Origin of the sequence: Stenotrophomonas sp. LM091 (assembly GCF_001806305.1) — a bacterium.
Classification (GTDB): Bacteria; Pseudomonadota; Gammaproteobacteria; order Xanthomonadales; family Xanthomonadaceae; genus Stenotrophomonas; species Stenotrophomonas bentonitica_A.
Genome location: NZ_CP017483.1, coordinates 1,926,682 through 1,950,156 on the forward strand (window position 1 = coordinate 1,926,682; position 23,475 = coordinate 1,950,156).

Consider the following 23,475-nt stretch of genomic DNA (forward strand, 5'->3'; position numbering starts at 1 on the left):
CGGGCAAACGTCCCCCGTGCCGCGGCCAGAGGGCCGCAGACGGGAAACGGGAGAGAGCTGTTTTTCTGAAAGCGTGTTTCTTCGGTTACGGCGACACGATGCTGGCGGTATCGCCCTCCTGTCCGATCAGGGCGGCATTGGCCCAGTTGCCACAGACCTGCGCGGGGTGATCGCCCTGCGCCCCGAGCGTGCGCAGGCTCAGCCGCTGCAGGCCGCGCACGTCCAGCTCCGGTTTGACCACGCCGGGTGCGTTGACCAGGCCGCTGTCATACAGCAGCCGACCGTCACCCCACACCTGGAACTGCATGCCGCCGGCGGTGCGGCACTGATCATCGATACCCAGGTCGGCGCGCAGCAGGCGCCAGCTGCCGTTGAGCTTCAGGTCGATCCGGCTGCTGGCGTTGACGCCCAGGCCGCGGCGGAAATGCAGGCCGTTCATGCGCATTCCGGCCTGGCCACCGAAGGCGTGGTCGGCAGCAACGCTGGCCTGCAACGGTGCTGGCAGCGGCAGCGCGGACAGGTACAGCTGCTGCGCCGGGCCGTCCGGCTGCGGATGCTCCAGCACGTGGAAGGTGGACAGTACGATCGGGCCGACATCGCGCGGCTGCAGCGCATCCACCGCACGTGCCACGCTGCCCTGCGCAGCCGTCACCATCGGATCGGCACCGCTGGCACCATCACCTTCCGGGTTCTGCGTGCTCAGCACGCGGAAGCGCAGCAGGCGGCCGGCATGGGCGGGGAAGTCGATCTGCTGCATCCCCTGCTGCAGGGTCAGACGACCGCGCTTGATCGGCTCACCCCACTCGCCGTTGCTGTCGGCCATGTAGATTTCGTAGTCGCGGATCTGGCCGTTCTTCCAGTGCTGGTCGTTGCGCGGCGCCAGTTCGATGCCGTCGATCAGCTTGCGTTCGCCGAAGCCGAGCACCCATTCGTGCGCGCCGGTCTTGATCGCCTGGTTGCGCACGGTGCGGAACCACGTCGCCGGATCGTCGTCGAACGCCTTCTCCATCTCATAGCCCTGCTCCTCGGCCGGGCGGTTCACCACCAGCAGGCTGTCCGACGGCAGCGCGCGGCCCAGTTCCGGTGCGGCCGGGAAGGCATCGTCGGCCGGCGCGGCGGCAACCGGCAGGTCCAGCTGGAGTGCCAGTGGCTGGCGGATGTCGGTCGGCGCGGTGCGTACGTGCAGGGTGCCGCGGCGTTCGGCCGCGTCGAAGTACCAGCCTTCGTTGGCGCCCTGCCATGCTGCCTGGTCGGCCAGCATCGGCAGCGCACGGCCGTCCAGCGTCACTGCGGCGGGGCGCTGGCGGCTGAGCACGCGCAGCGCATAGCGCCGCTGCGGCAGCTGGCCGGCGTACTGGCCCTGCACCGGATCGATGCGCACCTGCACCGGACCCGTGCCCTGCGCCGGGGCCTGCACCGTGATCGCCTGCGTGCTCGATTCGCCCTTCTCATAGCGGCGGGTGGCGCCATCGTCTTCGTACAGCGTGTACTGCGAGGCGCCCTGCGGGTACAGGTCGAAGGTCACTTCATCGAGCGGTTTTTCGCCGTCGTAGAGCATCGCCGGGTACATCGGGATGATCGCGCCGGCGCGCACGAACACCGGGATCGTGGCCAGGTCGACCGCGCGGTCCAGCGAACGTCCCTCGGCCCCGGCCTGCAGCTGGCGGCCATCCCAGTAGTCGATCCAGCGGCCCTGCGGCAGGTGGATGTCGCGGCGCCAGCCACGGCTCGCGGCCTGGCTGCGGTACACCGGCGCGATCAGCAGTTCGCGGCCGAGCAGGAACTGGTACTTGTGCGCCTCGGTGTAGGCCTGCGGGTCCTGCGGGTAATCCCACATCAGCGCCCGCAGCAGCGGTGCGCCGGTGGTGGCCGCGGCATGCGCCAGTCCGTACATGTACGGGGTCATGCGCATTTTCAACTTGAGGTAGTCGCGGTTGACGCTGCGGTAGGGTTCATCGAACCACCACGGGTGCTTGCGTGCATTGCCCGACCAGCCGGACATGCCCATCAGCACGGGGGTGAAGCTTTTCCACTGCAGGTCGCGGGTGAAGGTCTCGGCGCTGCCGCCGAAGATCGCGTCCACGTCGCCACTGGCGTAGGCCATGCCGGACAGGCCCGAGCCGATCAGGGTCGGGATGTGCCAGCGGATGTAATCCCAGCTGCTGCTCTGGTCGCCGGTCCAGGCCACCGCATAGCGCTGGATGCCGCCCCAGCCCATCACCGTCCACAGGAACGGGCGCGAATCGGAGTTGTCCATGATGCCGTTGAACGCGGACTGGTTGGCATCCATGGCGAACTGATAGCCCTTGCCGGTCCAGGCCACGTCCAGCTTCTGCACGCGGCTGCCGGCGGTGCCGACTTCCCAGGCGATCTTGTCGACGCCGTTCTCGGTCCACAGGCCGGTCCTGAAGCCGTACTTCGCCAGCCCCTGTACGGTCTCGGGCAGCTTTTTGTAGCCGCAGCCGTAACCATCGTTGGGGAGGATCCAGCCGCCGGGCATGTCGTGCTCGCGGTACTGCCTGGCCACGCTGTCGACCACGTCGGGCGTGGTGCCGGTCGGGCCGTCGCTCCAGCCGTCGGGCACGCTGCCCGGCTTCTTGATGTTGTTGCCATCGTTGTAGCAGTCGGCGTCGCCATAGGAGAACGCCCAGCGCGGCAGCAGGCCGGCGCGGCCGGTCAGCGTGGTGTAACGGTCCAGCAGCGTATGCAGGCTCGGCCCGACGAAGTAGTACGCATCGAAGCGGTCTTCGCGGTGCAGCAGCGTGGCCTGGTCGGCCTGGCGCAGATCGTAGGTGCCGTCGCTCCACGTATTGCGCAGCATGCCCCAGCCCCGCGAGCTCAGCAGCATCGGCGCCGGGTTGGGGCGATCGCCTTCTTCCCAGCCACCGGAGTACGACACCTCCAGTTCGCGGCCCTTGAACTCGAAGCGGCCGTTCTGCTGGCCACCGCCGTAGAAGTGCTCATCGCTTTCGCTGGAGAGCACCTGCACGCTCTGGTCCTTGTCCAGGTCCAGCGGCTGCAGTTCGCGCCACAGCGCGACATCGCGGTCGCCCTCGCGGCGGACCAGCGCCAGGCGCAGTGGCTGGCGCTGGATGTGCAGGACCAGCGCATCGGTGCGGATGCGCACCTCGTTGGCATCCTCTTCCAGTTGGACGGCAACCTTCGCGGCCGGCTGCGGCAGCACGATCGGGGCGGCCTTGTCGCCGGCACCGGTGAGCGTGCCGTTGCGGCCGGCGCGCACGCGCAGAACGTCATCGCGCAACAGGTCCACGCGCACGGTGGCGCCGGTATCGGTGCTGAGCGTCCAACCGGGGGTGCCGTCGTTGGCGGGGGTGGCACTGATCGCACGCAGGTTACCCACCGGCGCGGCACTGGCGGTGCCGCCCAGCGCCACTGCGGCAAGCAGTGCAATCGTCAGACCAGTGCGTCGTAACCGGAAGTCCACCTTGCCCCCAAGCCCGCGGTGAGCGGGAAACTGAAACCAGTGCGGCCGACTCTAGGGCAGGGTCTCGAAAGATGTCAACAAATTGCAAAGAAAAAGGAAGGATAATTTATATAAAACGAAAGATGCCGCTCGGCCATACTTTCCAAACGTTGCCTGAATACGTGTTTTTGACCGCCCGAAACCTTGCTGCGGCGCGGCATTCCGGTGAAGTCCTGACGGGAGCCCGTCAAGAAGACGACGAAAACTGTGACCGAACTACCTTTTCTTTATCTTTCGATATTTGACATTTCGAAAGAAAACGCAGAAGGTGCGGTCGCCCAACAGGAATTGCGAATGGACGCTTCTCTGCTCCCTGATTTGCCCACGTGGCAGCGCCTCGGTGGCGCCTATACCGCCGAAGAAATCGCTCAGCAGCCCCGGCTGTGGGCCGCGCTGGCCGGCCTGCTGGACGCAGCGCAGGCGCGCATCGACGGCTTCCTCGGGGAAGCCCTGCGCGATCCCGGCCAGTTGGTGATCTTCACCGGCGCCGGCAGCTCGGGGTTCATTGCCGAGATGGTGGCCGACCAGATCAATGCGCAGTGGCCTGCCGAGGTCCGCGCCGTGCATACCACCAGCCTGCTGACCCATCCGGCGCTGTACCTGCGCCGCGACCGCCCGACCCTGCTGGTCTCGTTCGGGCGCAGCGGCTCCAGCCCGGAAAGCGTGGCGGCGGTGGATCTGGTCCGCGACCAGGTCGACCGCGCACGCTTCGTGGATATCACCTGCAATGCCGAAGGCGAACTCGCCAAGCGTGGTCACGGCCGCAGCGATACGCTGTCGCTGCTGATGCCGGCGGCCAGCTGCGACCGCGCCTTTGCGATGACCAGCAGCCTGAGCTGCATGCTGCTGGCCGCGCTGAGTGCGTTCGACAGCGCCCCGTGGGCGCAGCGCCTGGAACGTCTGCGCAGCCTGGCCAGCCACGGCGAACGCGCACTGGATGCCTGGGATGCGGCGGTGGCCGCGCTGGCCCAGGCGCCATACTCGCGCGTCATCTATCTCGGCAGTGGACCACTGGAAGCGGTCGCCCGCGAGGCCGCGCTGAAGGTGCTCGAACTCACCGCCGGCCAGGTGCTGGCGCTGGCCAATACCCCGCTGGGGTTCCGCCATGGTCCCAAGTCCACCCTCAACGGCGAAACCCTGGTGGTGATGCTGCGCAGCGCGCAACCGCTCGCCCGCCGCTACGAGCAGGACCTGTTGAACGAACTGCGCCGCGACGGCATCGCCGGGCGGGTGCTGTCGATCGGGCCGGATGACGCGGACCGCGCCGACGGCGACTTCGTCCTCGCCGCACCTGCACTGCCCGATCCGTGGCTGGCCCCGCTGTGGTTGCTGGCGCCGCAGTGCTATGCGCTGCAGCGTTCGGCCGCGCTCGGCATGACCCCGGACAATCCCTTCCCCGACGGCACGGTCAACCGTGTGGTGCAGGGCGTGACCATCCACCCCCACGGCTGAGCACGCATGCAGACCTGGTACGGCATCGACATCGGCGGCACCAAGATCGAGCTGGTCGCGTGCGACGCCGCGCTGGCGGTGCATCATCGCCAGCGCGTACCGACGCCGACCCGGGACTACGCTGCGTTCCTGCAGGCGATCGTCGATCTGGTCGATGCGGCGGATGCCGCGCTCGGCCAGCGCGGGGTCGCCATCGGCCTTGGCCTGCCCGGCGTGCGTGATCGCGCCAGCGGCCGCCAGCTCAGTGCCAATGTGCCCAGCCTGACCGGTCACACAGTCGGGGCGGACCTGCAGGCTCGCCTGCAGCGCCCGCTGGAACTGGGCAACGATCTGCAGTGCTTTGCCTTGTCCGAAGCGCATGACGGCGCCGCCGCCGGGTATCCCAGCATGTTCGGGGCGATCCTCGGCACCGGTGCGGGCGGTGGCTTCTGCGTCGGTGGCCGGCTGATCGCCGGGCACAACGGCATCGCCGGCGAGTGGGGCCACTGGAGCCTGCCCGCCACACTGCAGCAGCGCCACGATCTGCCGCTGCTGGACTGCGGTTGCGGCCTGCGCGGCTGCCTGGAGCGGTACGTGTCCGGCAGCGGCCTGGCGATGATCCATGCGCGGCGCGGTGGTACAGCGCTGGATGCTGCCGAGGTGGTCGCACGCGCGCAGGCCGGCGATGCGATCGCGCAGCAGGCCCTGGCCATCCACCGCGACCTGCTCGGTTACAGCTTCGCCAGCCTGATTCTCGCGCTCGATCCGCACGTGATCGTGCTCGGCGGTGGGCTGTCCAAGCTGGAGCAGCTGTATCGCGATCTGCCGGCCGCGATCGCGCCGTACCTGTTCACCGGCGTGCGCGTGCCGCCGATCCTGCCGCCCACCTTCGGCGATGCCGGCGGTGCGCGGGGCGCCGCCCTGCTCGCGCGCCAGCACCATCCCTCCCCCTGAACACCGCTGTTACTGGAGTTGCCATGTCCGCCGTCCAATCGTTGATCGCCGCCCATCGCCAGGGCGCCCCCGTCGGGCTGTACAGCGTCTGCTGCAGCAACGCGCAGGTGTTGCTGGCGGCGATGCAGGTGGCGCAGCGTTACGACACCCTGCTGCTGATCGAGGCGACCTCCAACCAGGTCGATCAGTTCGGCGGCTATACCGGCATGACCCCACCGCAGTACCGCGACTACGTACTGCAGCTGGCGCGCGATGCGGGCTTCCCGGCCGAGCGGCTGGTGCTCGGCGGCGACCACCTCGGTCCGAATGCCTGGCAGAAAGGCCCCGCAGCGGCCGCAATGGCCAACGCCCGCGAGCTGATCGCCGCCTATGTGGCCGCCGGTTTCCACAAGATCCACCTGGACTGCAGCATGTCCTGCGCCGATGACCCGACCCCGTTGCCGGACGCCATCGTCGCGGCGCGCTCGGCCGAGCTGGCGCGGATTGCCGAGCGCACCGCTGCCGAGCACGGGCTGCCGCCGCCGGTCTATGTGATCGGCACCGAAGTGCCGATTCCCGGCGGCGAGGCCTCGCTGGCCGGTGGCCTGCAGGTGACGACGCCGGCGGCCGCGGCCACCACCCTGGCCATCCACCGCGAAGCATTTTCCGCCCCGGACCTGCTGCCCGCCTGGGAGCGCGTGATCGCGATGGTGGTGCAGCCCGGCGTGGATTTCGACCACAGCAGCGTGCACTACTACGACCCTGCCGCCGCCGCGGACCTGTCGGCCTTCGTCGAACAGCAGCCGCGCATCGTGTTCGAAGCGCACTCCACCGATTACCAGACCGAAGCCGGCCTGCACGCGCTGGTCCGCGATCACTTCGCGATCCTGAAAGTCGGCCCGGCGGCAACCTATGCCTTCCGCGAAGCGGTGTTCGCGCTGGCCATGATCGAGCGTGAGCTGCTGCCCGCCGCGCAGCACTCGCAGCTGATCGAGGTGCTGGACCGCTGCATGGTCGACAAACCCGGCAGCTGGCGCAGCTACTACCAGGGCGACGAACACGAACTGCGCCTGCTGCGCGCGTACTCGCTCAGCGACCGCAGCCGCTATTACTGGGGCGAGCCGGCGGTGCAGGCCGCGCTGGATACGCTCATCGCCAATCTCACCGCGCACGCGCCGCCGCAGATGCTGCTCAGCCAGTTCATGCCCGAACAGCTCAAGGCGATCGAAGCCGGCGAGCTGCAGCCCGAACCGCTGGCGCTGATCCAGCACAAGGTGGCGCTGCGCCTGGCCGAGTACGCCCGGGCCTGCAATCGCAACGTCTCGGGCGCGCATAACGAAACCCGGCAGGCCAAGGAGCTTTCGGAACGGTAAGCTTCGGCTTTCCCTTTCGAACGGAATCGCCCCCATGCGAAACACCCGGCAGCGCCGCCAACAGATCCTCCAGACCCTGGTCGAGCACGGCAACGTGCAGGTCAGCGAGCTGGTGGAGCGCTTTGCGGTGTCGGCAGTGACGATCCGCGCCGACCTGACCCACATCGAGTCGCAGGGGCTGGCCACGCGCACCCACGGGGGCGCCACGCTGGTGCGCACGCCGCCTCAGGAACAGGACATCCACGAGAAGGATGCGCTGAACCTGCCGATGAAGGACCGCATCGGTATCGAGGCGGCCAAGCTGGTCAAAGCCGGCGACAACATCATCATCGATTCCGGCTCGACCACGATGACCCTGGCGCGGCACCTGCGCGGGCATCGCGATGTCACGGTGATGACCAACGGGCTCAACATCGCCTGGGAGCTGGCCAATGCGCCCGGCGTGGAGCTGCTGCTCACCGGCGGGCTGCTGCGCAAGCAGTCGCTGTCGCTGCATGGCAGCCAGGCCGAGGCCAGCCTCAATACCTACAGCTTCGACACCCTGTTCCTCGGTGTGGACGGCCTGGACCTGCAGTTCGGCCTGACCACCCACCATGAGGCCGAAGCCAGCCTCAACCACCGCATGGTCGAGCGCGCGCGCCGCATCGTGGTGCTGACCGATGCCTCCAAGTTCGGCCGGGTCAGCCTGCACCGCATCGCGCGGCTGGACCAGGTCCATACCATCATCACCGACGCCAGTATCGAGCCCGAGTACCTGGAAGGGCTGCAGCGGCTGGGCGTCGAAGTGATCATCGCCGAGTCCCCGCCTTGACCGAGTCCCGCTCCCTGCACGGCCGCCTGCTCACCGACACCGGTTGGGTCCGCGGCGATCTCCATTTCGACCAGCGCATCACTGCCATCGACACCGCGCACGCCGACCCGCGCGACGATGCGGAGGTGCCGCTGATCCTGCCCGGCTTCATCGACCTGCATGTGCATGGCGGGGCCGGGGTGGACATCATGCAGGGCGGCGCGACCGCGCGGACGGTGGCGCGTGCGCACGCCCGGCACGGCACCACCGCGCTGCTGGGCACCACCATGACCGCGCAGGAAGACGACATCACGCGGGCGCTTGAAGGCCTGTCCGCTGCGATCGCCACGCGCGAACCCGGCATGGCGCGCGTGCTCGGCGTCCACCTGGAAGGCCCCTTCATCAGCGCGCAGCGCCTGGGCGCGCAGCCACCATTGGTGGTCGAGGCCACCCTGGCCGACGTTAAGCGCCTGCACGCGATCACCCCGATCAAGGTGCTGACCCTCGCCCCGGAAATCGGCCAGCACCTCGCGCTGATTCCTGCCCTGAGCGCGCTCGGCATCCGCGTGCAGCTCGGTCACAGCGCCGGCAGCTATGATGACGGCGTGGCCGCATTGAACGCCGGTGCGGCCGGCTTCACCCATCTGTTCAATGGCATGACCGGTGTGGACCACTACCACCCGGGCATCGCCACCGCCGCACTCGCGCATGCGCAGTACGCCGAACTCATTCCCGATCTGCAGCACGTGCATCCCGGCGCGATCCGCACCGCGCTGCGCGCGATTCCGCGCCTGTACTGCGTCACCGATGCGACCGCCGCTACCGGCATGCCCGATGGCGAATACGCGCTCGGCGTGCAGCGCGTGCACAAGTGCCTGGGCTGTGTGCGGCTGTCGAGCGGCTCGCTGGCCGGCAGCGCACTGACCATGGACCAGGCGCTGCGCAACCTGGTCTCGCTCGGCCTGGACATCGCCGATGCCTCCAACCGGCTGTCGCGCTACCCGGCCGACTACCTCGGCATCGATGACCGCGGCCGTATCGCGACCGGTGCCTGGGCGGACCTGGTGGTGCTCGACCACGACCTGCGCGTGCGCGGCGTGGTGGTGGAAGGCGACGACATCGCGCTCGACTGAGCGTGGACTCCCGCGCCGCCATGGCGCACGCAGCAGCAGACAGGACCGGCACGATGAACGACGTTTCCGCAGCCATGCCCGTGCACGCCGGCGCTTCCGCGCCACGCTGGCCGGTACGCTATCTGTTGTTCATCGGTGGCATGGGCGGGCTGCTCTACGGCATCGACATCGGCATCATCGCCGGCGCCCTGCCCTATCTGGAGGCCACCGCCACCGCGAGCTGGCACCTGACCAGCCAGCAGCTGGGTTTCGTGGTCGCCGCGGTGCTGCTGGGCAGTGTGCTGTCCTCGCTGTTCGCCGGGATGGTCGCCGACCTGATCGGCCGCCGTGGCGCGATGCTGCTGGCCGGCGTGTTGTTCACCGCGAGCATTCCGGTAATGGCATTGTCCGATGGCTATGGCGCGCTGTTGATGGGGCGCCTGCTGCAGGGCATCAGTGGCGGCCTGATCGGTGTCGTCGTGCCGCTCTACCTGGCCGAAGTGCTCAGCCCGGAACGACGTGGGCGTGGCGCGGCGATGTTCCAGTTGCTGCTGACCATCGGCCTGGTGCTGGCGGCCGTGATCGGGCTGTACCACGCGCATGCAGTGGATGCGGCGACGGCCGCGGTGGGCCATCTGCCCGGTGCCGAGCAGCAGCGCCTGCTGTTCGACGTCAAGGATCACGCCTGGCGCACCATTTTCTGGAGCTGCCTGCTGCCTGGGCTGGTGTTCACCGGGGGCGTGCTGCTGATCAGTGAATCCCCCCGCTGGCTCGTGCGCCGTGGCCGCATCGCCAAGGCGCGCCGTGCTCTGCAGCGCACCGTGGCCGCGGACGAGGTGGAGCCGACCCTGCAGCGCATGCAGGCCCCGGAAGAGATGCAGACCGGCCGCAACGGCAAGCGCGACCCGCTGCTCAGCCGCCGCTACGTGTGGCCGTTCGTGCTGGCCTGCCTGGTGCTGGCCTTCACCCAGGCCACCGGCATCAATTCGGTGCTGGCCTACGCGGTCAACATCCTCAACCAGGCCGGCCTGCCCGGCTCGGTGGCCAATGGCGCCGATGTGGCGATCAAGCTGCTCAATGCCGTGATGACGGTGGTCGCGCTGCTGCTGGTGGACCGCAAAGGCCGCAAGTTCCTGCTGATGCTGGGCAGTGGCGGCATCACGCTGTCGCTGCTGGCTGCGGCGCTGCTGTTCGTGCAGAGCGAACGCGGGCGGCTGGATGTGCAGGCCGCGCTGCAGCAGCAGGTGAGCGGCACCACCTTGTCGCTGCCACTGGATGCCGCGCAATGGCAGCGCCTGGACGGCAACGCCGGCACCGCGCCCCAGCAGCTGACCGTGTCCTATGCCTACGGTGGCTTCAGCAACGTGCGCTCACTGCGCAGCGACAACCCAATCGACGCCACGCTGCAGATCCGCCGCGAAGATGCGGTCTCCGCCGACAGCGTGATCGGCCGCTTCTTCCGCACGCTGCATCTCAACCCGTTCCCGGACCCGGCGCAGGCCGCGAACGCGCCGCTGGTGATCGAACGTGCGGTGATCGGCCCGGTGCCCTCGCCCACCCACGGCTGGCTGGTCGCCGGCTGCATCCTGCTGTTCGTCGCGTTCTTCGCGGTGGGCCCGGGCGTGTGCGTGTGGCTCGCGCTGTCCGAGCTGATGCCCACCCGCATCCGCTCCAACGGCATGAGCATCGCACTGTTGATCAACCAGTTCGTCTCCACCGTGATCGCCGCGATCTTCCTGCCCACGGTCGGCCACCACGGCTACGCCAGCATGTTCTTCTTCTGGGCCGGTTGTACGCTGCTGTACTTCCTCATCGCTGCATTCTGGCTGCCGGAGACCAAGGGCAAATCGCTGGAGCAGATCGAGGCGAATTTCCGCTGAGCGCCTCCGCGGATCGCGAGGGGCTCAGGGCGCCTTGCCGGTGATCTCGGTATACAGCCGGTGGGCTTCCTCGTTGCTGTCCAGTCCGCTCACCTGCATGGACTGCGCGAAGGGGCCGGCGATGACGGCGACATTGAGGACCTGATCGCCAACGGTAAACGCCACACGCTTGGCGACGCGCGCTTCCGTCGCGGCGAGGATCCGCGGCGCCGCGGCATCCGTGAAGCGCAGGATCAGCGTCCCGTGTCCGGTGGTCCCGTCGCTGCCCACGGCCACCGAGGCGATGTCGGCCGTGGTGATGAAGGCCGGCTCGATCAGGGGCAGCACGTTGCCGTCGCGGTCCTTGAGCGGGGTGACGCCGGGGTGGCGGGCATCCTCGGCCACCTCACGCATCTGGATGCGTGCGTGCGCCAGCGGTGCGACGCCCGCCGGTGTCTCGTTCGCCGCCGGCGCAGGAGGTGCCTGGGTGCAGGCGCTCAGTCCGGCACCCAGCATCATGGTGGCGATCAGCAGACAGCTGCGCATGCGGGTTTCTCCTTGTGTGGGGGCACGAGTATCGCCGCTGCGCGTGCTCAGCGCAGGCGGCGGATGCGCCAGGCCACCACGATCTGCAGTACACCATAGAGCAGGCTGCCGATCCCTATCCACAGCGTGGTGACGGCAATCCCCGCCATCGGGTTGGCCACCATCATCGCGCCGAGCACGATGGCCAGCACGCCGCTGACGATCAGCAGCCACTCGCCCTGGATTTCCTTGCGCACCCGGACCGCGAACACGATGCGGTAGATGCCGGCGACGATCAGCCAGGCCGCCAGCAGCAGGATCAGCACGCTGGCCGTGGCCAGTGGGTTGAGCACGGCCAGCACGCCGAACACCAGCGAGGCCAGCGCATAGACCAGCAGCCAGCCGCGCGGCACGCCACTGCGGCCGAACAGCGCGAACAGGCTGATCAGGCCTTCCACGAGGGCCATCACGCCAATCGCCCAGGCCAGCGCGGTGGCGGCCGACAGGGGCCGCGTGATCGCGATCAGCCCAAAGACCACGGCAACCACGCCGTACAGCATCAGCACCCACCAGCTGCGGCCGATGGCAGTGAGAAGGGGTGAAGTGCGCGAATCCGGCGGCAGGTTCATGTGACGTCCTTGCGGGGATGATGACGGGCCGATGGTACGACCCCGCGCCGTGCAGGGCGCGGCAACGGGGCTTACGGCACCCGCGCGCAGACCCAGACCTGCATCGGCCCGGCGCCGGCATACTGCAGCGCGCGCAACGCGGCATCGGTGGTCGCCCCGGTGGTCATCACATCATCGACGATGGTCAGCCCGGCGGGCGGATGCCCACGCACGGCGAACGCATCGCGCAGGTTGCAGCGCCGGGCGTCCGCATCCAGCGTCGATTGCGCGGCGGTCTGGCGGGTGCGCTGCAGCCCGTTCCAGAGCGGGCAGCACAGCCCGCGTGCCAGTGGCTTGCTCAGTTCCAGCGCCTGGTTGTAGCCCCGCTGGCGCAAGCGGCGGCGGTGCAGTGGCATCGGTTGCAGCGGCCCGGCCAGAAACGACGGCACGCGCTGCAGCATGAGCTGCGAGAGCAACCGTCCCGCGGCCAGATCCTGGTGGAACTTGAACCGGATGAGCAGCCTGTCGATCGGCGGCGCGTACAGGAACGCGGCACTGGCCGCCGCCTGGCGGGGACAGTCGTCCACACATCGCTCGCAGTGATCGCCGTCGGCGTCCCCGGGGTCGTCCACCGCCAGCGGCAGGGCACAACGCCGGCAGGCACGGTCGTTCCACGGCAGCGCCCGATGGCAGGCGCGGCACAGGTCCATGCCGTCCTCGCCGGGACAATCGCAGACCAGGCAGCGCAACGGCAGGATCTGCCAGCCCAGCCAACCCAGCGCACCGTAAACTTTAGATAGAATCATATGGTTGACAGATGGTGGCAACCTCACCAGACTGCCGCCCTTTCGTTCCACTATCTGTCAGGACACTCCCATGGCTTCTGTCATCCGCCACGACTGGCACCGCGAAGAGGTACTGGCCCTGTTCGCGCTGCCCTTCCCGGTCCTGCTGCACCGCGCGGCCAGCGTGCACCGCGAGCAGTTCGACCCGGCGGACGTCCAGATCTCGACCCTGCTCTCGGTCAAGACCGGCGGCTGCCCGGAAGACTGCGCGTACTGCCCGCAGGCGCAGCGCTACAGCACCGGCGTGGACGCACAGAAGCTGATGGCCACCGACGAGGTGGTCGCCAAGGCGCGCCAGGCCAAGGCGGCCGGCGCTTCGCGGTTCTGCATGGGCGCGGCGTGGCGCTCGCCCAAGGACCGCGACATCCCCAAGGTGGCGGCGATGATCCGCGAGGTGAAGGCGCTCGGCCTGGAGACCTGCGCCACGCTGGGCATGCTCAGCGGCGAGCAGGCCACCGCGCTGCGTGAGGCCGGGCTGGACTACTACAACCACAACCTGGACACCGCGCCGGATTATTACGATTCGATCATCCACACCCGCCAGTACCAGGACCGCCTGGACACGCTGGGCCACGTGCGCGACGCCGGCTTGAAGACCTGCTGCGGCGGCATCGTGGGCATGGGCGAAACCCGCGAGCACCGCGTCGGGCTGCTGCTGGCGCTGGCCAACCTGCCGGCCCACCCCGATTCGGTGCCGATCAACCGGCTGGTGCAGGTCGCCGGCACGCCCCTGCACGGCACCGCGGAACTGGACCCGTTCGAGTTCGTGCGGATGATCGCAGTGGCCCGCCTCGTCATGCCACGTTCGATGGTGCGGCTCTCGGCCGGGCGCGAGGCGATGAGCGATGAGCTGCAGGCGCTGTGCTTCCTGGCCGGGGCCAATTCCATCTTCCATGGCGAAAAGCTGCTGACCACCGGCAACCCGGACACCGCGCACGACCTGGCCCTGTTCACGCGGCTGGGCCTGCGCCCGATGGCGGTCACGGTGGATGCCACCGGGCATGACCACCCGGGCACGGTCCACGCCGACATCACCGCCGGCGGCAGCTGCGGGCAGGCGGCCTGAGCCCCGAGCAGCGGGCCCGGCAACCGGGTACGCTAACGGCCCACCCGGACCCCCTGACGATCATGGCCCGTCCTGACCTGCACGACCGCATCCAGGCCCAGCGCAAGCTCCGCGACGCGCAGGGGCGCCTGCGGGTGCGCCGCGTGGTGAGCCGGCGCGATGGCGTGCAGCTGGAAGTGGATGGCCACTGGCTGACCAACTTCTGCAGCAATGACTACCTGGGCCTGTCGCAGCAGTTCGGCGTGGTCAGCGCACTGCAGGATGCCGCCGCGCGCGAAGGCGCCGGCGCGACCGCCTCGCACCTGATCTGCGGCCACCACGCGCTGCATGACGCGCTCGAACGGGAGATGGCCGACTGGCTCGGCTATCCGCGGGCCCTGCTGTTCGGCAGTGGTTTCGCCGCCAATCTCGCCGTGCAACAGGCGCTGCTCAGCGAGGAGGACGATGTCTGCGTGCAGGACCGGCTCAACCACGCCAGCCTGCTTGATGCCTCGCGCCTGGCCGGTTGCCGCCTGCGCCGCTACCCGCATCTGGATACCGAAGGCGCACTGCGCCAGCTCAAGCACGCGCCCAGCGGCGCGGCGATGCTGGCCACCGACGGCGTCTTCAGCATGGACGGCGACATCGCGCCGCTGCGGTCGTTGTCGCTGGTGGCGCGCATGCAGGACGCGCTGCTGTACGTCGATGACGCGCATGGCATCGGCGTGGTCGGTGAACACGGCCGCGGCTGCGTGGCCGAGGCCGGCCTGGGCGTCAACGATGTGCCGCTGCAGCTGGCGACACTCGGCAAGGCGCTCGGCGGCAGCGGTGCGGTCGTGCTCGGCGATGAGGCGATGATCCAGCACCTGGCCGAAACGGCACGCCCCTACATCTACACCACCGCCGTGCCGCCGGCCCAGGCCGCCGCCGCATTGGCCGCGGTGAAGCTGGCGCGCCGCGATGACTGGCGCCGCGAGAAGCTCGCCGAACTGATCGGCCTTTTCCGCACCGGCGCCCGCCAGCACGGTCTGGAACTGATGCCATCCGATACCCCGATCCAACCCCTGCTGTGCGGCGCCGAGTCCACCGTGATGGCGATGTCGGCCGCGCTGGAAGCAGCCGGTTTCCTGGTCAGCGCGATCCGCCCGCCGACCGTCCCCGAGGGCAAGGCGCGCCTGCGCGTGACCTTGTCCGCGCTGCATGCGCCGGCACAGGTCCACGCGCTGGTCGATGCGATCGCCCATGCACGCGACACTGCGGTCCAGCAGCACGCACTGAATGCCCTGACCGCGTGATGCCGCAGCGTTGAGCATGCATATCGAGGTCATCGGCCAGGGCCCGGCACTGGTCCTCATCCACGGCTGGGCCCTGCATGGCGGTGTGTTCGCGCCGCTGGTGGAGCGCCTGTCCGCGCACGTCCAGCTGCACCTGGTGGATCTGCCCGGCCACGGCGCCAGCCGTGACGACACCACGCCACTGCGCCTGCCCTACGTGGTCAATGCCATCGCCGCCGCCACGCCACCAGCGGTCTGGTGCGGCTGGTCGCTCGGTGGCCTGTTCGCCCTGCATGCCGCCGCCACGCTGCCGCAGGTACGCGGCCTGGCGATGATCGCGGCCACGCCGCGTTTCGTGCGCGGCGATGACTGGCCCCACGCAGTGGAGCCGGCGGTGTTCGAGCAGTTCGGCCAGGATCTCGCGCAGGACTACCGCGGCACGCTGGAGCGCTTCCTGGCGCTGGATGCGATGGGCTCGGAGCACGCGCGGCAGGAACTGCGCACGCTGCGCGAAATGCTGGTCGCCCGCGGTGAACCGGCCCCGCGCGCATTGCAGGAAGGCCTGCGCCTGCTGGAGAACACCGACCTGCGCGGCGCCCTGGCCACCTTGGGCAAACCGAGCCTGTGGCTGGCCGGCCAGCGCGACCGCCTGGTCTCGGCGCGGGCCATGCAGGCCGCCGCGGCACGGGCGCCGGGCGCGCAGGCCCACGTGGTCGCCCAGGGCGGGCACGCGCCGTTCCTGGGCCATACCGACGAGGTCGCCACGCAGCTGCAACACTTCGTTGCCGCACTGTCTTGACCTGTTCCGGCCACGCATCGCCGATCATGTACGCCTGCCTTTCCCCACAGGACTGACCCATGGATCTTGGAATCGCCGGCCGCTGGGCCCTGGTCTGCGCCGCCAGCAAAGGCCTCGGGCTGGGCTGCGCGCGCGCACTGGCACGCGAAGGCGTCAACGTGGTCATCGCCGCGCGCGGTGAAGCGGCCCTGGACCGCGCCGTGCTCGAGCTGCAGGCCCTGCCGGGTGCGCGCCGGGTGATCGGGGTCGTCGCCGACATCGCCACCACTGAAGGCCGCAACGCTGCGTTGGCCGCCTGTCCGCAGATCGACATCCTGGTCAACAACGCCGGCGGGCCGCCGGCAGGCGATTTCCGCCAGTTCAGCCGCGAAGACTGGATCGCCGCGCTGGATGCCAACATGCTGGCCCCGATCGAGCTGATCCGCGCCACCGTGGACGGCATGATCGAGCGCGGCTTCGGCCGCGTGGTCAACATCACCTCCTCGTCGGTGAAGGCCCCGATCGACATCCTCGGGCTCTCCAACGGCGCACGCTCCGGACTGACCGGGTTCGTGGCCGGACTGGCCCGCAAGACCGTCGCGCACAATGTCACCCTCAACAATCTGCTGCCGGGCCAGTTCGATACCGACCGCCTGCGCGGCAACTTCGCCTACCTGGCGCAGCAGCAGGGCATCGACGCCGGCCAGCTGGCCGAGCGCAAACGCACCCACATTCCCGCGGGCCGTTTCGGCACCGCTGACGAGTTCGGCGCCGCCTGCGCGTTCCTGTGCAGCGCGCAGGCCGGCTACATCACCGGGCAGAACCTGCTGATCGATGGCGGCGCTTGCCCGGGCACCTTCTGATTCCACCCGCACCACCGTTTTGAGCCGTGAGTACCCCATGACGTCCAGCTTCGATCCGCATCACGTCCGCCGCGCCTTCTCGCGCGCCGCCCGCAGTTACGACGCCGCCGCCGCGCTGCAGCGCGAGGTGGAGAAGCGCCTGCTCGAATCGCTGGACTACCTGGAAAACCGCCAGCCCCAGGTGGTGCTCGATGTCGGCAGCGGCACCGGCCACGCCAGCGCGCTGATGAAGAAGCGCTGGCCCAAGGCGCAGGTGATCGCGCTGGACCTGGCCCAGCCGATGCTGCGCGAAGCGAAGAAGCAGGCCGGCTGGTGGAAGCCGTTCTCGCGCGTGTGCGGCGACGCGCAGGCGTTGCCGGTGCTGGACCAGAGCGTGGATGTGATCTTCAGCAACCTGTGCCTGCAGTGGGTGGAGGATCTACCGGCGGTGTTCGCCGGGTTCCGCCGTGCGCTCAAGCCGGGCGGCCTGCTGCTGGTCTCCACGTTCGGGCCGGAGACGCTGATCGAACTGCGCGATGCGTTCGCCGCCGCCGACGAGGTGCCGCATGTCAGTCGTTTCGCCCCGATCGCGCAGTTCGGCGATGCGCTGATGATGTCCGGCTTCCGCGATCCGGTGCTGGACCGCGACCTGTTCACCCTGACCTACGACGACCTGACCGCGCTGATGCGCGAGCTGCAGGCGATCGGTGCCACCAACGCGCGCCAGGACCGCCGCCACACACTGACCGGGCGCGGGCGTTTCGATGCCGCGCGTGCCGCCTACGAGCCGCTGCGACGCGACGACGGCAAGTTGCCCAGTAGCTGGGAAGTGATCTACGCACACGCCTGGGCACCGGAAGGTGGCGCCCCGATCCGCGAGCGCGGGCACGATGTCGCCACGGTGCCGGTGTCGGCGATTCCGATCCGCCGCAGAACGCCCTGAGCCGATCGCGCTGATCGAGGTGATCGCGCCGGCCGCGGTGATCACGGTGATCCCGTAGAGCCGACCGTTGGTCGGCTGGCCGCACGGCGGCCCTGGCCAGCCGACCAACGGTCGGCGCTACGACGGGAACAGGTCGCGGTGGAAGAAATAGATTTCCTGCGCCAGGAACCGCCAGCTGGTGTGGAAGCTGCGGAAGCGCGTGCTCGGCGTGGACGAGGCCAGCGCATCGATGCCCAGTTCGCGGCACAGCCGCAGCGCGCGCGCCATGTGCAGCGGGTCGCTGACGATGATCACGCGATGCAGCTTGCGCTGCTCCATCAAGCGCCGCGCCTCGATCAGGTTCTGCCGCGTAGTGCGTGAGGCGGTCTCGATCAGGATCGCGTCATCGGGCACGCCCTGCTTGAGCGCGTAGCGACGCGCCACCTGCGATTCGGAAAAACGCGCGCCGGTGCCGCCATAGCCACCGGTGAAGATCAGCAGCGGGGCATAGCCCTGCTGGTAGAGATCCAGCCCGTGGCGGATGCGCTCTTCGAACACCGGCGAAGGCTTGGCGTCATAGGCTGCCGCGCCGAGCACGATGATCGCGTCGGCCTTCTGCGCCTGGTCGCGCTCGCCGATCCAGACGATCCACGCCGTGACTCCGAGCAGCCACACGGCCAGCACGATGCACAGCCGCCACAGCCACCCGAACACGCCCACCCCGGTGTGCCGGCTCATACCGCGCCCCACGGCAGCGCATCCAGATCCACATTGCCCCCGGAAAGCACCACGCCCACCCGTTTGCCGGCAAAGCGTGCCGGTTCGGCGAGGATCGCCGCCAGGGCGATCGCCGAGGACGGTTCCACCACCTGCTTGAGCACCTGCCAGATCAGCCGCATCGCCGCGACGGTCGCCTCATCGGCGACGGTGATGACCTGGGCCGCGCCCTGCAGCAGCGCGAAGTTGGGCGCGCCGAGCGTCCCGCGCAGGCCATCGCAGACGGTGTGGGGGGTGAAATCGATGTGGCGCTCGCCAGCGGCCAGCGAGCGCGCGGTATCGGCCGCGCCCAGCGGCTCGGCCAGGACCAGCTCGGCCAGCGGGGCGGCGGCCTGCAGTGCCAGCCGCGTACCCGCGGCCAGGCCACCGCCGCCCACCGGCACCACCATCATCTCCAGCCCTTCGCTGGCATGCAGCAGTTCCAGCGCGGCCGTACCCTGGCCGGCAATGACGCACGGGTCGGTATAGGGATGGACCAGGGTCGCCCCGGTTTCGGCCTGGACCTGGGCGCACATGGTTTCGCGCGCGGCGATCGAGGCATCGCAGCGCCACAGCGTGGCCCCGTGGCGGCCGATGTTGGCCAGTTTCGCCGCCACCGCGCCCTCGGGCACGACCACGTGACAGGCAATCCCACGGGTACGCGCGGCCAGCGCCAGGGCGGCGCCATGGTTGCCCGAGGAGTGGGTGACCACCCCGCGCCGGGCCTGCGCCTCGGTCAGCGCCCACACGGCATTGCAGGCACCGCGGAACTTGAAGGCGCCGCTGCGCTGCAGGTGTTCGGCCTTGAAGACCACGGTGGCGCCGGTCAGCGCATCCAGGGTGCGCGAGCGCAACACCGGGGTCACGCAGGCGTGCGCGGCAATGCGCGCCGCCGCCGCCAGCACGTCGTCAACACAGGGCAAGGGTGAATCGCTCATGACGCAAGATTAACGTATGCCCCCTGCCCACATCCGACTTGATGAACGTGTCAGCATGGCAACCATTCATTCGGATCGGGCCGAGTTAAGGGCTGATTCAATGCCTTGGGCCGAAGCTGGCCCTACAGCCCGTTGGGGGGACCCATCATGAAAATGCGCCTTGTTCTTGCCGGTGGCCTGTTGTTGGCCCTGTCCGGCTGCGCGACGTACGACTATGTCGGCGGTGGCGGCGGCAGCGGCTACTACCACGGCGCACCGTCGGTCGAGTATCGCTACCCGGCCGGATACCCCTATGGGTACGGCAGCGGCTACTACGGTGGCGGGTATTACGGCTATGGCGGTGGCTACGGCTATCCGGTGTATCGCCCGTATCCGAACTATCGCCCGCCGCACAATCACCGTCCACCGCCGCGCCCCGGCCATGGCAACGGCAACGGCAACCCGACCCGTCCGCCGGATCGCCCGCGGCCGAACAACGGCGGCTCGCCGTGGCGGAACATGGATTCGCTCGGTGGGCCGCGCCGGCCGCCGCAGCAGCAACGGCAGCAACAGCAGCGTCCGTCGCCGCCGCAGGCACGCCCGGCCCAGGCGCCGCGTCCGTCTTCGCCGAGGATGAACGGTTCCCCGTGGCGGAATCTCAACAATGCGAACCAACGCACAGTTGAGCCCTGAGATGGCTTGATTTTCACGCGCCCGGCAGTTCACTCTAGCCGGGCGGTGACAGCCACGGTCACAAAGTGCCAAAAGCGACAAGTGGCGTCACATTCGGCTCTATGTCGATATCCGCCAGGAACATCTGGATCCCCCCTGTTCCGGCCCTGTCGGATGTCGGCACCTTAAACGCAGAAGGCCCCGCTACTGGCGGGGCCTTCTGTATTTGGGCGGCGCGTTCGCGCTGGAACCGGCAAAAAAACAGGGCCGACAGTCCCCCGACTGCCGGCCCCTCTGCTTCCCCACGATGCGCTTGGACCGGCCCCTGTTCCAATTCCGGTCCGTTGCGCACAAGGCGCATGCCATCCTGGGTGCTATTGGGTTATCTGCAGAAAACGTGCCAACTTGAGGGTGGATTTCATGGCCCCCGACGAATGGCGCTAAAATCGCCACCCGCGCCCTGCCTCCAGGGCTGATCCGGGCCGCCCGGCCCCGTCCCGAGCTCCTCCGCCATGACTGACTCCTTCTACCGCTACGACGTGATCGTCATCGGCGGCGGCCACGCCGGCACCGAAGCCGCGCTGGCGGCCGCACGCAGCGGTGCGCGCACCCTGCTGCTGACCCACAACGTCGAAACCATCGGTGCGATGAGCTGCAACCCGGCCATCGGCGGGATCGGCAAGGGCCACCTGGTCAAGGAGATCGACGCCCTCGGCGGCGCGATGGCCCATGCCGCCGACCGCGCCGGCATCCAGTGGCGCACGCTCAACGCCTCCAAGGGCCCGGCCGTGCGCGCCACGCGCTGCCAGGCCGACCGCAATCTCTACCGCATGGCGATCCGCCGGATCGTCGAGGCCCAGCCCAACCTGACCGTGTTCCAGGCGGCGGTCGATGACCTGGTCATCGAGGGCGATGCCGTGCGTGGCGCGATCACCCAGACCGGCCTGCGCTTCAGCGCGACCGCCGTGGTGCTGACCGCCGGCACCTTCCTGGCCGGCAAGATCCACGTCGGTGAGACCCAGTACGCGGCCGGCCGCATGGGCGACCCGCCGGCGACCACCCTGGCCGCGCGCCTGCGCGAGCGCCCGTTCGTGATCGACCGCCTGAAGACCGGCACGCCGCCGCGCATCGACGGCCGATCACTGGATTACCGCCTGATGGAAGAACAGCCCGGCGACGACCCGCGCCCGGTGATGTCCTTCCTGGGCAGCGTGGACGAGCATCCGGCGCAGGTCAGCTGCTGGATCACCCACACCAGCGAGCGCACCCACGAGATCATCCGCAACGCGCTGCACCGCTCGCCGCTGTACAGCGGCCAGATCGAAGGCATCGGCCCGCGCTACTGCCCCTCCATCGAGGACAAGGTGGTGCGCTTCGCCGAAAAAGCCAGCCACCAGATCTTCGTCGAGCCCGAAGGGCTGGACGTGGTCGAGATCTATCCCAACGGCATCTCCACCTCGCTGCCATTCGATGTGCAGCTGGAGCTGGTGCGCAGCATGCGTGGCTTCGAGAACGCGCACATCACCCGCCCCGGCTATGCGATCGAATACGACTTCTTCGACCCGCGCGGGCTGAAGAACACGCTGGAGACCAAGACCGTCAGCGGCCTGTTCTTCGCCGGCCAGATCAACGGCACCACCGGTTATGAAGAAGCCGCCGCGCAGGGCCTTCTGGCCGGCCTCAACGCCGCCCGCTTCACCCGTGACGACGCCGGCTGGTGCCCGCGCCGCGACGAGGCTTATCTGGGCGTGCTGGTCGACGACCTGATCACCCACGGCACCAACGAGCCGTACCGCATGTTCACCAGCCGCGCCGAGTACCGCCTGCAGCTGCGCGAGGACAATGCCGACGTGCGCCTGACCGGCCTCGGCCGCGAACTGGGGCTGGTCGATGACCGCCGCTGGAGCGCATTCCAGACCAAGCAGGACGCGGTGGCGCAGGAGACCGCGCGGCTGCGCGCCCTGTGGGCCACGCCGGGCAATGCGCTCGGCCGCGAGGTGGAAGCCACGCTGGGCGTGGCGGTCAGCCGCGAAACCAACGTGCTGGACCTGATCAAGCGCCCGGAACTGGACTACGCCAAGCTGATGCAGGTGCCATCGCTCGGCCCCGCCGTGGCCGACGCCAAGGTGGCCGAACAGGTCGAGATCGGCGTGAAGTACGCCGGCTACCTCGACCGCCAGCGCGACGAGATCGAACGCCAGCAGCGTCATGAAAACACCGCCATCGCCGCCGATTTCGATTACGCCAGCGTGCGCGGTCTCTCGGCCGAAGTGCAGCAGAAGCTCGAGCGCGTGCGGCCGCAGACCATCGGCCAGGCCCAGCGCATCCCCGGCATGACCCCGGCGGCAATCTCGCTGCTGCTGGTCCACCTGGAACGCGCGCGCCGCATCCGCGCCGCGTAACGCCGCACCCCACCGGTGGCGCCGACCGTTGGTCGGCCGCACGACAACCCGGTAGAGCCGACCGTTGGTCGGCTGCACAGCCACCGCCGGGGGATTCGGGGCAGCCGACCAACGGTCGGCTCTACCGTCGAGGGCGTGCGGTCGCGCAGTTGTGCAGTTGTGCAGTCGTGCAGTCGCGCAGTCGCGCAGTCGCGCAGTCGATGGTCTGCGCGCCAGCGGCGGTTGGCGGGCGCACCCGCGTTATCATCGGGGGCCGGGACACCGCGGCAGGCGGCGTCCCAGTCCCTGCGTTGCCGGAGTTCATGCATGTCCCCGATCCGCCCCTTCCTCGACAAACTGCCGGTGCTCGGCGAACGCGTCTACATCGATCCGGCCAGCACCATCATCGGCGATGTGGTGCTGGGCGATGACGTTTCGGTCTGGCCGGGCACGGTGATCCGCGGGGATGTGAACCACGTGCGGATCGGTGCGCGCAGCAACATCCAGGACGGCACCATCATCCACGTCAGCCACCACAGCCCGTTCAACAAGGGCGGCTACCCCACCATCATCGGTGAGGGCGTCACGGTCGGCCACGGCACCATCATCCATGCCTGCACGATCGGCGATTACTGTCTGATCGGCATGGGCGCGTGCATTCTCGATGGCGCGACGGTGAGCACGCACGGCTTCCTCAGCGCGGGTGCAGTACTCGGCCCGGGCAAGGTGGTCGGCGAAGGCGAGCTGTGGCTGGGCAACCCCGCACGGCTGGCGCGCACGCTCAGCGACAAAGAGATCGAATCGCTGCATTACTCGGCCTATCACTACGTGCGCCTGAAGGACCAGTACCGGGGGTGATGGTGGTCGCGCCGCTGTGCATCGGGATCGGTGCGCGGTAAAGTCCTCAGCCGACCAGGAAGCAGTCGAG

The 23,475-nt window shown here is 68.9% G+C and carries 20 protein-coding genes; 14 read left to right on the forward strand and 6 right to left on the reverse strand.

Annotation, left to right across the window (positions count from 1 at the left end):
• Nucleotides 1–85 precede the first annotated feature (85 nt).
• Nucleotides 86–3,445 carry a TIM-barrel domain-containing protein gene (locus BIZ42_RS08405; protein ID WP_070426148.1) on the reverse strand — a complete coding sequence of 1,120 codons (3,360 nt, stop codon included), beginning with the start codon at nucleotides 3,443–3,445 and terminating at the stop codon, nucleotides 86–88.
• A gap of 333 nt (nucleotides 3,446–3,778) precedes the next feature.
• On the opposite strand from BIZ42_RS08405, the gene BIZ42_RS08410 reads away from it, so the two are divergent.
• The 6 genes from BIZ42_RS08410 to BIZ42_RS08435 are packed head-to-tail and all read left to right on the forward strand — an operon-like array spanning nucleotide 3,779 to nucleotide 11,003.
• Complete coding sequence (locus tag BIZ42_RS08410) at nucleotides 3,779–4,936, forward strand: SIS domain-containing protein (protein ID WP_070426149.1); 1,158 nt, start codon at nucleotides 3,779–3,781, stop codon at nucleotides 4,934–4,936.
• A gap of 6 nt (nucleotides 4,937–4,942) precedes the next feature.
• On the forward strand, nucleotides 4,943–5,869 hold the full coding sequence (locus tag BIZ42_RS08415) for an ROK family protein (RefSeq protein ID WP_070426150.1): 927 nt from the start codon (nucleotides 4,943–4,945) through the stop codon (nucleotides 5,867–5,869).
• A gap of 23 nt (nucleotides 5,870–5,892) precedes the next feature.
• On the forward strand, nucleotides 5,893–7,221 hold the full coding sequence (locus BIZ42_RS08420) for a D-tagatose-bisphosphate aldolase, class II, non-catalytic subunit (protein ID WP_070426151.1): 1,329 nt from the start codon (nucleotides 5,893–5,895) through the stop codon (nucleotides 7,219–7,221).
• 34 nt (nucleotides 7,222–7,255) lie between these two features.
• Nucleotides 7,256–8,032: a DeoR family transcriptional regulator gene (locus BIZ42_RS08425; RefSeq protein WP_019185238.1), complete on the forward strand. Its 777-nt coding sequence runs from the start codon at nucleotides 7,256–7,258 to the stop codon at nucleotides 8,030–8,032.
• The gene (gene nagA / locus BIZ42_RS08430; protein WP_070426152.1) at nucleotides 8,029–9,144 is read left to right on the forward strand and encodes an N-acetylglucosamine-6-phosphate deacetylase; all 1,116 of its coding nucleotides are present in this window, start codon (nucleotides 8,029–8,031) and stop codon (nucleotides 9,142–9,144) included. The genes BIZ42_RS08425 and nagA overlap by 4 nt, the downstream gene beginning before the upstream one ends.
• Nucleotides 9,145–9,197: 53 nt before the next feature.
• A complete protein-coding gene (locus BIZ42_RS08435; RefSeq protein WP_070426153.1) occupies nucleotides 9,198–11,003 on the forward strand; it encodes an MFS transporter in 1,806 nt (601 codons plus the stop codon).
• Nucleotides 11,004–11,027: 24 nt separating this feature from the next.
• Here the strand turns inward: BIZ42_RS08435 and BIZ42_RS08440 are convergent, their stop codons facing one another.
• The 3 genes from BIZ42_RS08440 to BIZ42_RS08450 form a co-directional block, all read right to left on the reverse strand.
• Entirely contained in the window at nucleotides 11,028–11,528 is a 501-nt protein-coding gene (locus tag BIZ42_RS08440; protein ID WP_070426154.1) for a hypothetical protein, read from the reverse strand.
• Between the two features lie 47 nt (nucleotides 11,529–11,575).
• Nucleotides 11,576–12,136 carry an HdeD family acid-resistance protein gene (locus BIZ42_RS08445; RefSeq protein WP_070426155.1) on the reverse strand — a complete coding sequence of 187 codons (561 nt, stop codon included), beginning with the start codon at nucleotides 12,134–12,136 and terminating at the stop codon, nucleotides 11,576–11,578.
• A 71-nt stretch (nucleotides 12,137–12,207) separates the two neighbouring features.
• Nucleotides 12,208–12,921, reverse strand: a complete 714-nt coding sequence (locus BIZ42_RS08450; RefSeq protein ID WP_070426156.1) for a ComF family protein — start codon at nucleotides 12,919–12,921, stop codon at nucleotides 12,208–12,210.
• Nucleotides 12,922–12,991: 70 nt separating this feature from the next.
• Here BIZ42_RS08450 and bioB point away from each other — a divergent pair, with 70 nt between their 5' ends.
• The 5 genes from bioB (at nucleotide 12,992) to bioC (ending at nucleotide 17,842) form a co-directional block, all read left to right on the forward strand.
• The gene (bioB, locus tag BIZ42_RS08455) at nucleotides 12,992–14,026 is read left to right on the forward strand and encodes a biotin synthase BioB (RefSeq protein WP_070426157.1); all 1,035 of its coding nucleotides are present in this window, start codon (nucleotides 12,992–12,994) and stop codon (nucleotides 14,024–14,026) included.
• Between the two features lie 62 nt (nucleotides 14,027–14,088).
• Entirely contained in the window at nucleotides 14,089–15,300 is a 1,212-nt protein-coding gene (bioF, locus tag BIZ42_RS08460) for an 8-amino-7-oxononanoate synthase (RefSeq protein WP_070426158.1), read from the forward strand.
• Nucleotides 15,301–15,316: 16 nt separating this feature from the next.
• Nucleotides 15,317–16,078 carry a pimeloyl-ACP methyl ester esterase BioH gene (gene bioH, locus BIZ42_RS08465; protein WP_070426159.1) on the forward strand — a complete coding sequence of 254 codons (762 nt, stop codon included), beginning with the start codon at nucleotides 15,317–15,319 and terminating at the stop codon, nucleotides 16,076–16,078.
• 59 nt (nucleotides 16,079–16,137) lie between these two features.
• Nucleotides 16,138–16,920 carry an SDR family oxidoreductase gene (locus BIZ42_RS08470; protein ID WP_070426160.1) on the forward strand — a complete coding sequence of 261 codons (783 nt, stop codon included), beginning with the start codon at nucleotides 16,138–16,140 and terminating at the stop codon, nucleotides 16,918–16,920.
• 37 nt (nucleotides 16,921–16,957) lie between these two features.
• A complete protein-coding gene (bioC, locus tag BIZ42_RS08475; RefSeq protein WP_070426161.1) occupies nucleotides 16,958–17,842 on the forward strand; it encodes a malonyl-ACP O-methyltransferase BioC in 885 nt (294 codons plus the stop codon).
• 117 nt (nucleotides 17,843–17,959) lie between these two features.
• On the opposite strand, the gene BIZ42_RS08480 is transcribed toward bioC, so the two are convergent.
• Both BIZ42_RS08480 and BIZ42_RS08485 read right to left on the reverse strand, forming a co-directional pair.
• Complete coding sequence (locus BIZ42_RS08480; protein WP_070426162.1) at nucleotides 17,960–18,571, reverse strand: YdcF family protein; 612 nt, start codon at nucleotides 18,569–18,571, stop codon at nucleotides 17,960–17,962.
• Nucleotides 18,556–19,515 (reverse strand): pyridoxal-phosphate dependent enzyme, encoded by a 960-nt coding sequence (locus tag BIZ42_RS08485; RefSeq protein ID WP_070426163.1) that lies wholly within the window; start codon nucleotides 19,513–19,515, stop codon nucleotides 18,556–18,558. The genes BIZ42_RS08480 and BIZ42_RS08485 overlap by 16 nt, the downstream gene beginning before the upstream one ends.
• Nucleotides 19,516–19,662: 147 nt before the next feature.
• On the opposite strand from BIZ42_RS08485, the gene BIZ42_RS08490 reads away from it, so the two are divergent.
• From BIZ42_RS08490 to BIZ42_RS08500, 3 genes are all read left to right on the forward strand, one after another.
• Nucleotides 19,663–20,187, forward strand: a complete 525-nt coding sequence (locus BIZ42_RS08490) for a hypothetical protein (protein ID WP_070426164.1) — start codon at nucleotides 19,663–19,665, stop codon at nucleotides 20,185–20,187.
• A gap of 491 nt (nucleotides 20,188–20,678) precedes the next feature.
• Nucleotides 20,679–22,568, forward strand: coding sequence for a tRNA uridine-5-carboxymethylaminomethyl(34) synthesis enzyme MnmG (gene mnmG / locus BIZ42_RS08495; protein ID WP_070426165.1), 1,890 nt, complete (start codon nucleotides 20,679–20,681; stop codon nucleotides 22,566–22,568).
• 306 nt (nucleotides 22,569–22,874) lie between these two features.
• The gene (locus BIZ42_RS08500) at nucleotides 22,875–23,405 is read left to right on the forward strand and encodes a gamma carbonic anhydrase family protein (RefSeq protein ID WP_070426166.1); all 531 of its coding nucleotides are present in this window, start codon (nucleotides 22,875–22,877) and stop codon (nucleotides 23,403–23,405) included.
• The last annotated feature ends 70 nt before the right edge of the window (nucleotides 23,406–23,475 follow it).

Excerpts from the sequence above, each read along its gene's own strand:
- BIZ42_RS08450 (WP_070426156.1), bottom strand. The coding sequence starts at position 12,921 with ATGATTCTATCTAAAGTTTACGGTGCGCTGGGTTGGCTGGGCTGGCAG.
- BIZ42_RS08470 (WP_070426160.1), top strand. The coding sequence starts at position 16,138 with ATGGATCTTGGAATCGCCGGCCGCTGGGCCCTGGTCTGCGCCGCCAGC.
- BIZ42_RS08440 (WP_070426154.1), bottom strand. The coding sequence starts at position 11,528 with ATGCGCAGCTGTCTGCTGATCGCCACCATGATGCTGGGTGCCGGACTG.
- bioF (WP_070426158.1), top strand. The coding sequence starts at position 14,089 with ATGGCCCGTCCTGACCTGCACGACCGCATCCAGGCCCAGCGCAAGCTC.
- BIZ42_RS08490 (WP_070426164.1), top strand. The coding sequence starts at position 19,663 with ATGAAAATGCGCCTTGTTCTTGCCGGTGGCCTGTTGTTGGCCCTGTCC.
- bioH (WP_070426159.1), top strand. The coding sequence starts at position 15,317 with ATGCATATCGAGGTCATCGGCCAGGGCCCGGCACTGGTCCTCATCCAC.
- BIZ42_RS08410 (WP_070426149.1), top strand. The coding sequence starts at position 3,779 with ATGGACGCTTCTCTGCTCCCTGATTTGCCCACGTGGCAGCGCCTCGGT.
- bioB (WP_070426157.1), top strand. The coding sequence starts at position 12,992 with ATGGCTTCTGTCATCCGCCACGACTGGCACCGCGAAGAGGTACTGGCC.
- BIZ42_RS08445 (WP_070426155.1), bottom strand. The coding sequence starts at position 12,136 with ATGAACCTGCCGCCGGATTCGCGCACTTCACCCCTTCTCACTGCCATC.
- BIZ42_RS08485 (WP_070426163.1), bottom strand. The coding sequence starts at position 19,515 with ATGAGCGATTCACCCTTGCCCTGTGTTGACGACGTGCTGGCGGCGGCG.
- mnmG (WP_070426165.1), top strand. The coding sequence starts at position 20,679 with ATGACTGACTCCTTCTACCGCTACGACGTGATCGTCATCGGCGGCGGC.
- BIZ42_RS08420 (WP_070426151.1), top strand. The coding sequence starts at position 5,893 with ATGTCCGCCGTCCAATCGTTGATCGCCGCCCATCGCCAGGGCGCCCCC.
- BIZ42_RS08500 (WP_070426166.1), top strand. The coding sequence starts at position 22,875 with ATGTCCCCGATCCGCCCCTTCCTCGACAAACTGCCGGTGCTCGGCGAA.
- BIZ42_RS08435 (WP_070426153.1), top strand. The coding sequence starts at position 9,198 with ATGAACGACGTTTCCGCAGCCATGCCCGTGCACGCCGGCGCTTCCGCG.
- bioC (WP_070426161.1), top strand. The coding sequence starts at position 16,958 with ATGACGTCCAGCTTCGATCCGCATCACGTCCGCCGCGCCTTCTCGCGC.
- BIZ42_RS08425 (WP_019185238.1), top strand. The coding sequence starts at position 7,256 with ATGCGAAACACCCGGCAGCGCCGCCAACAGATCCTCCAGACCCTGGTC.
- BIZ42_RS08415 (WP_070426150.1), top strand. The coding sequence starts at position 4,943 with ATGCAGACCTGGTACGGCATCGACATCGGCGGCACCAAGATCGAGCTG.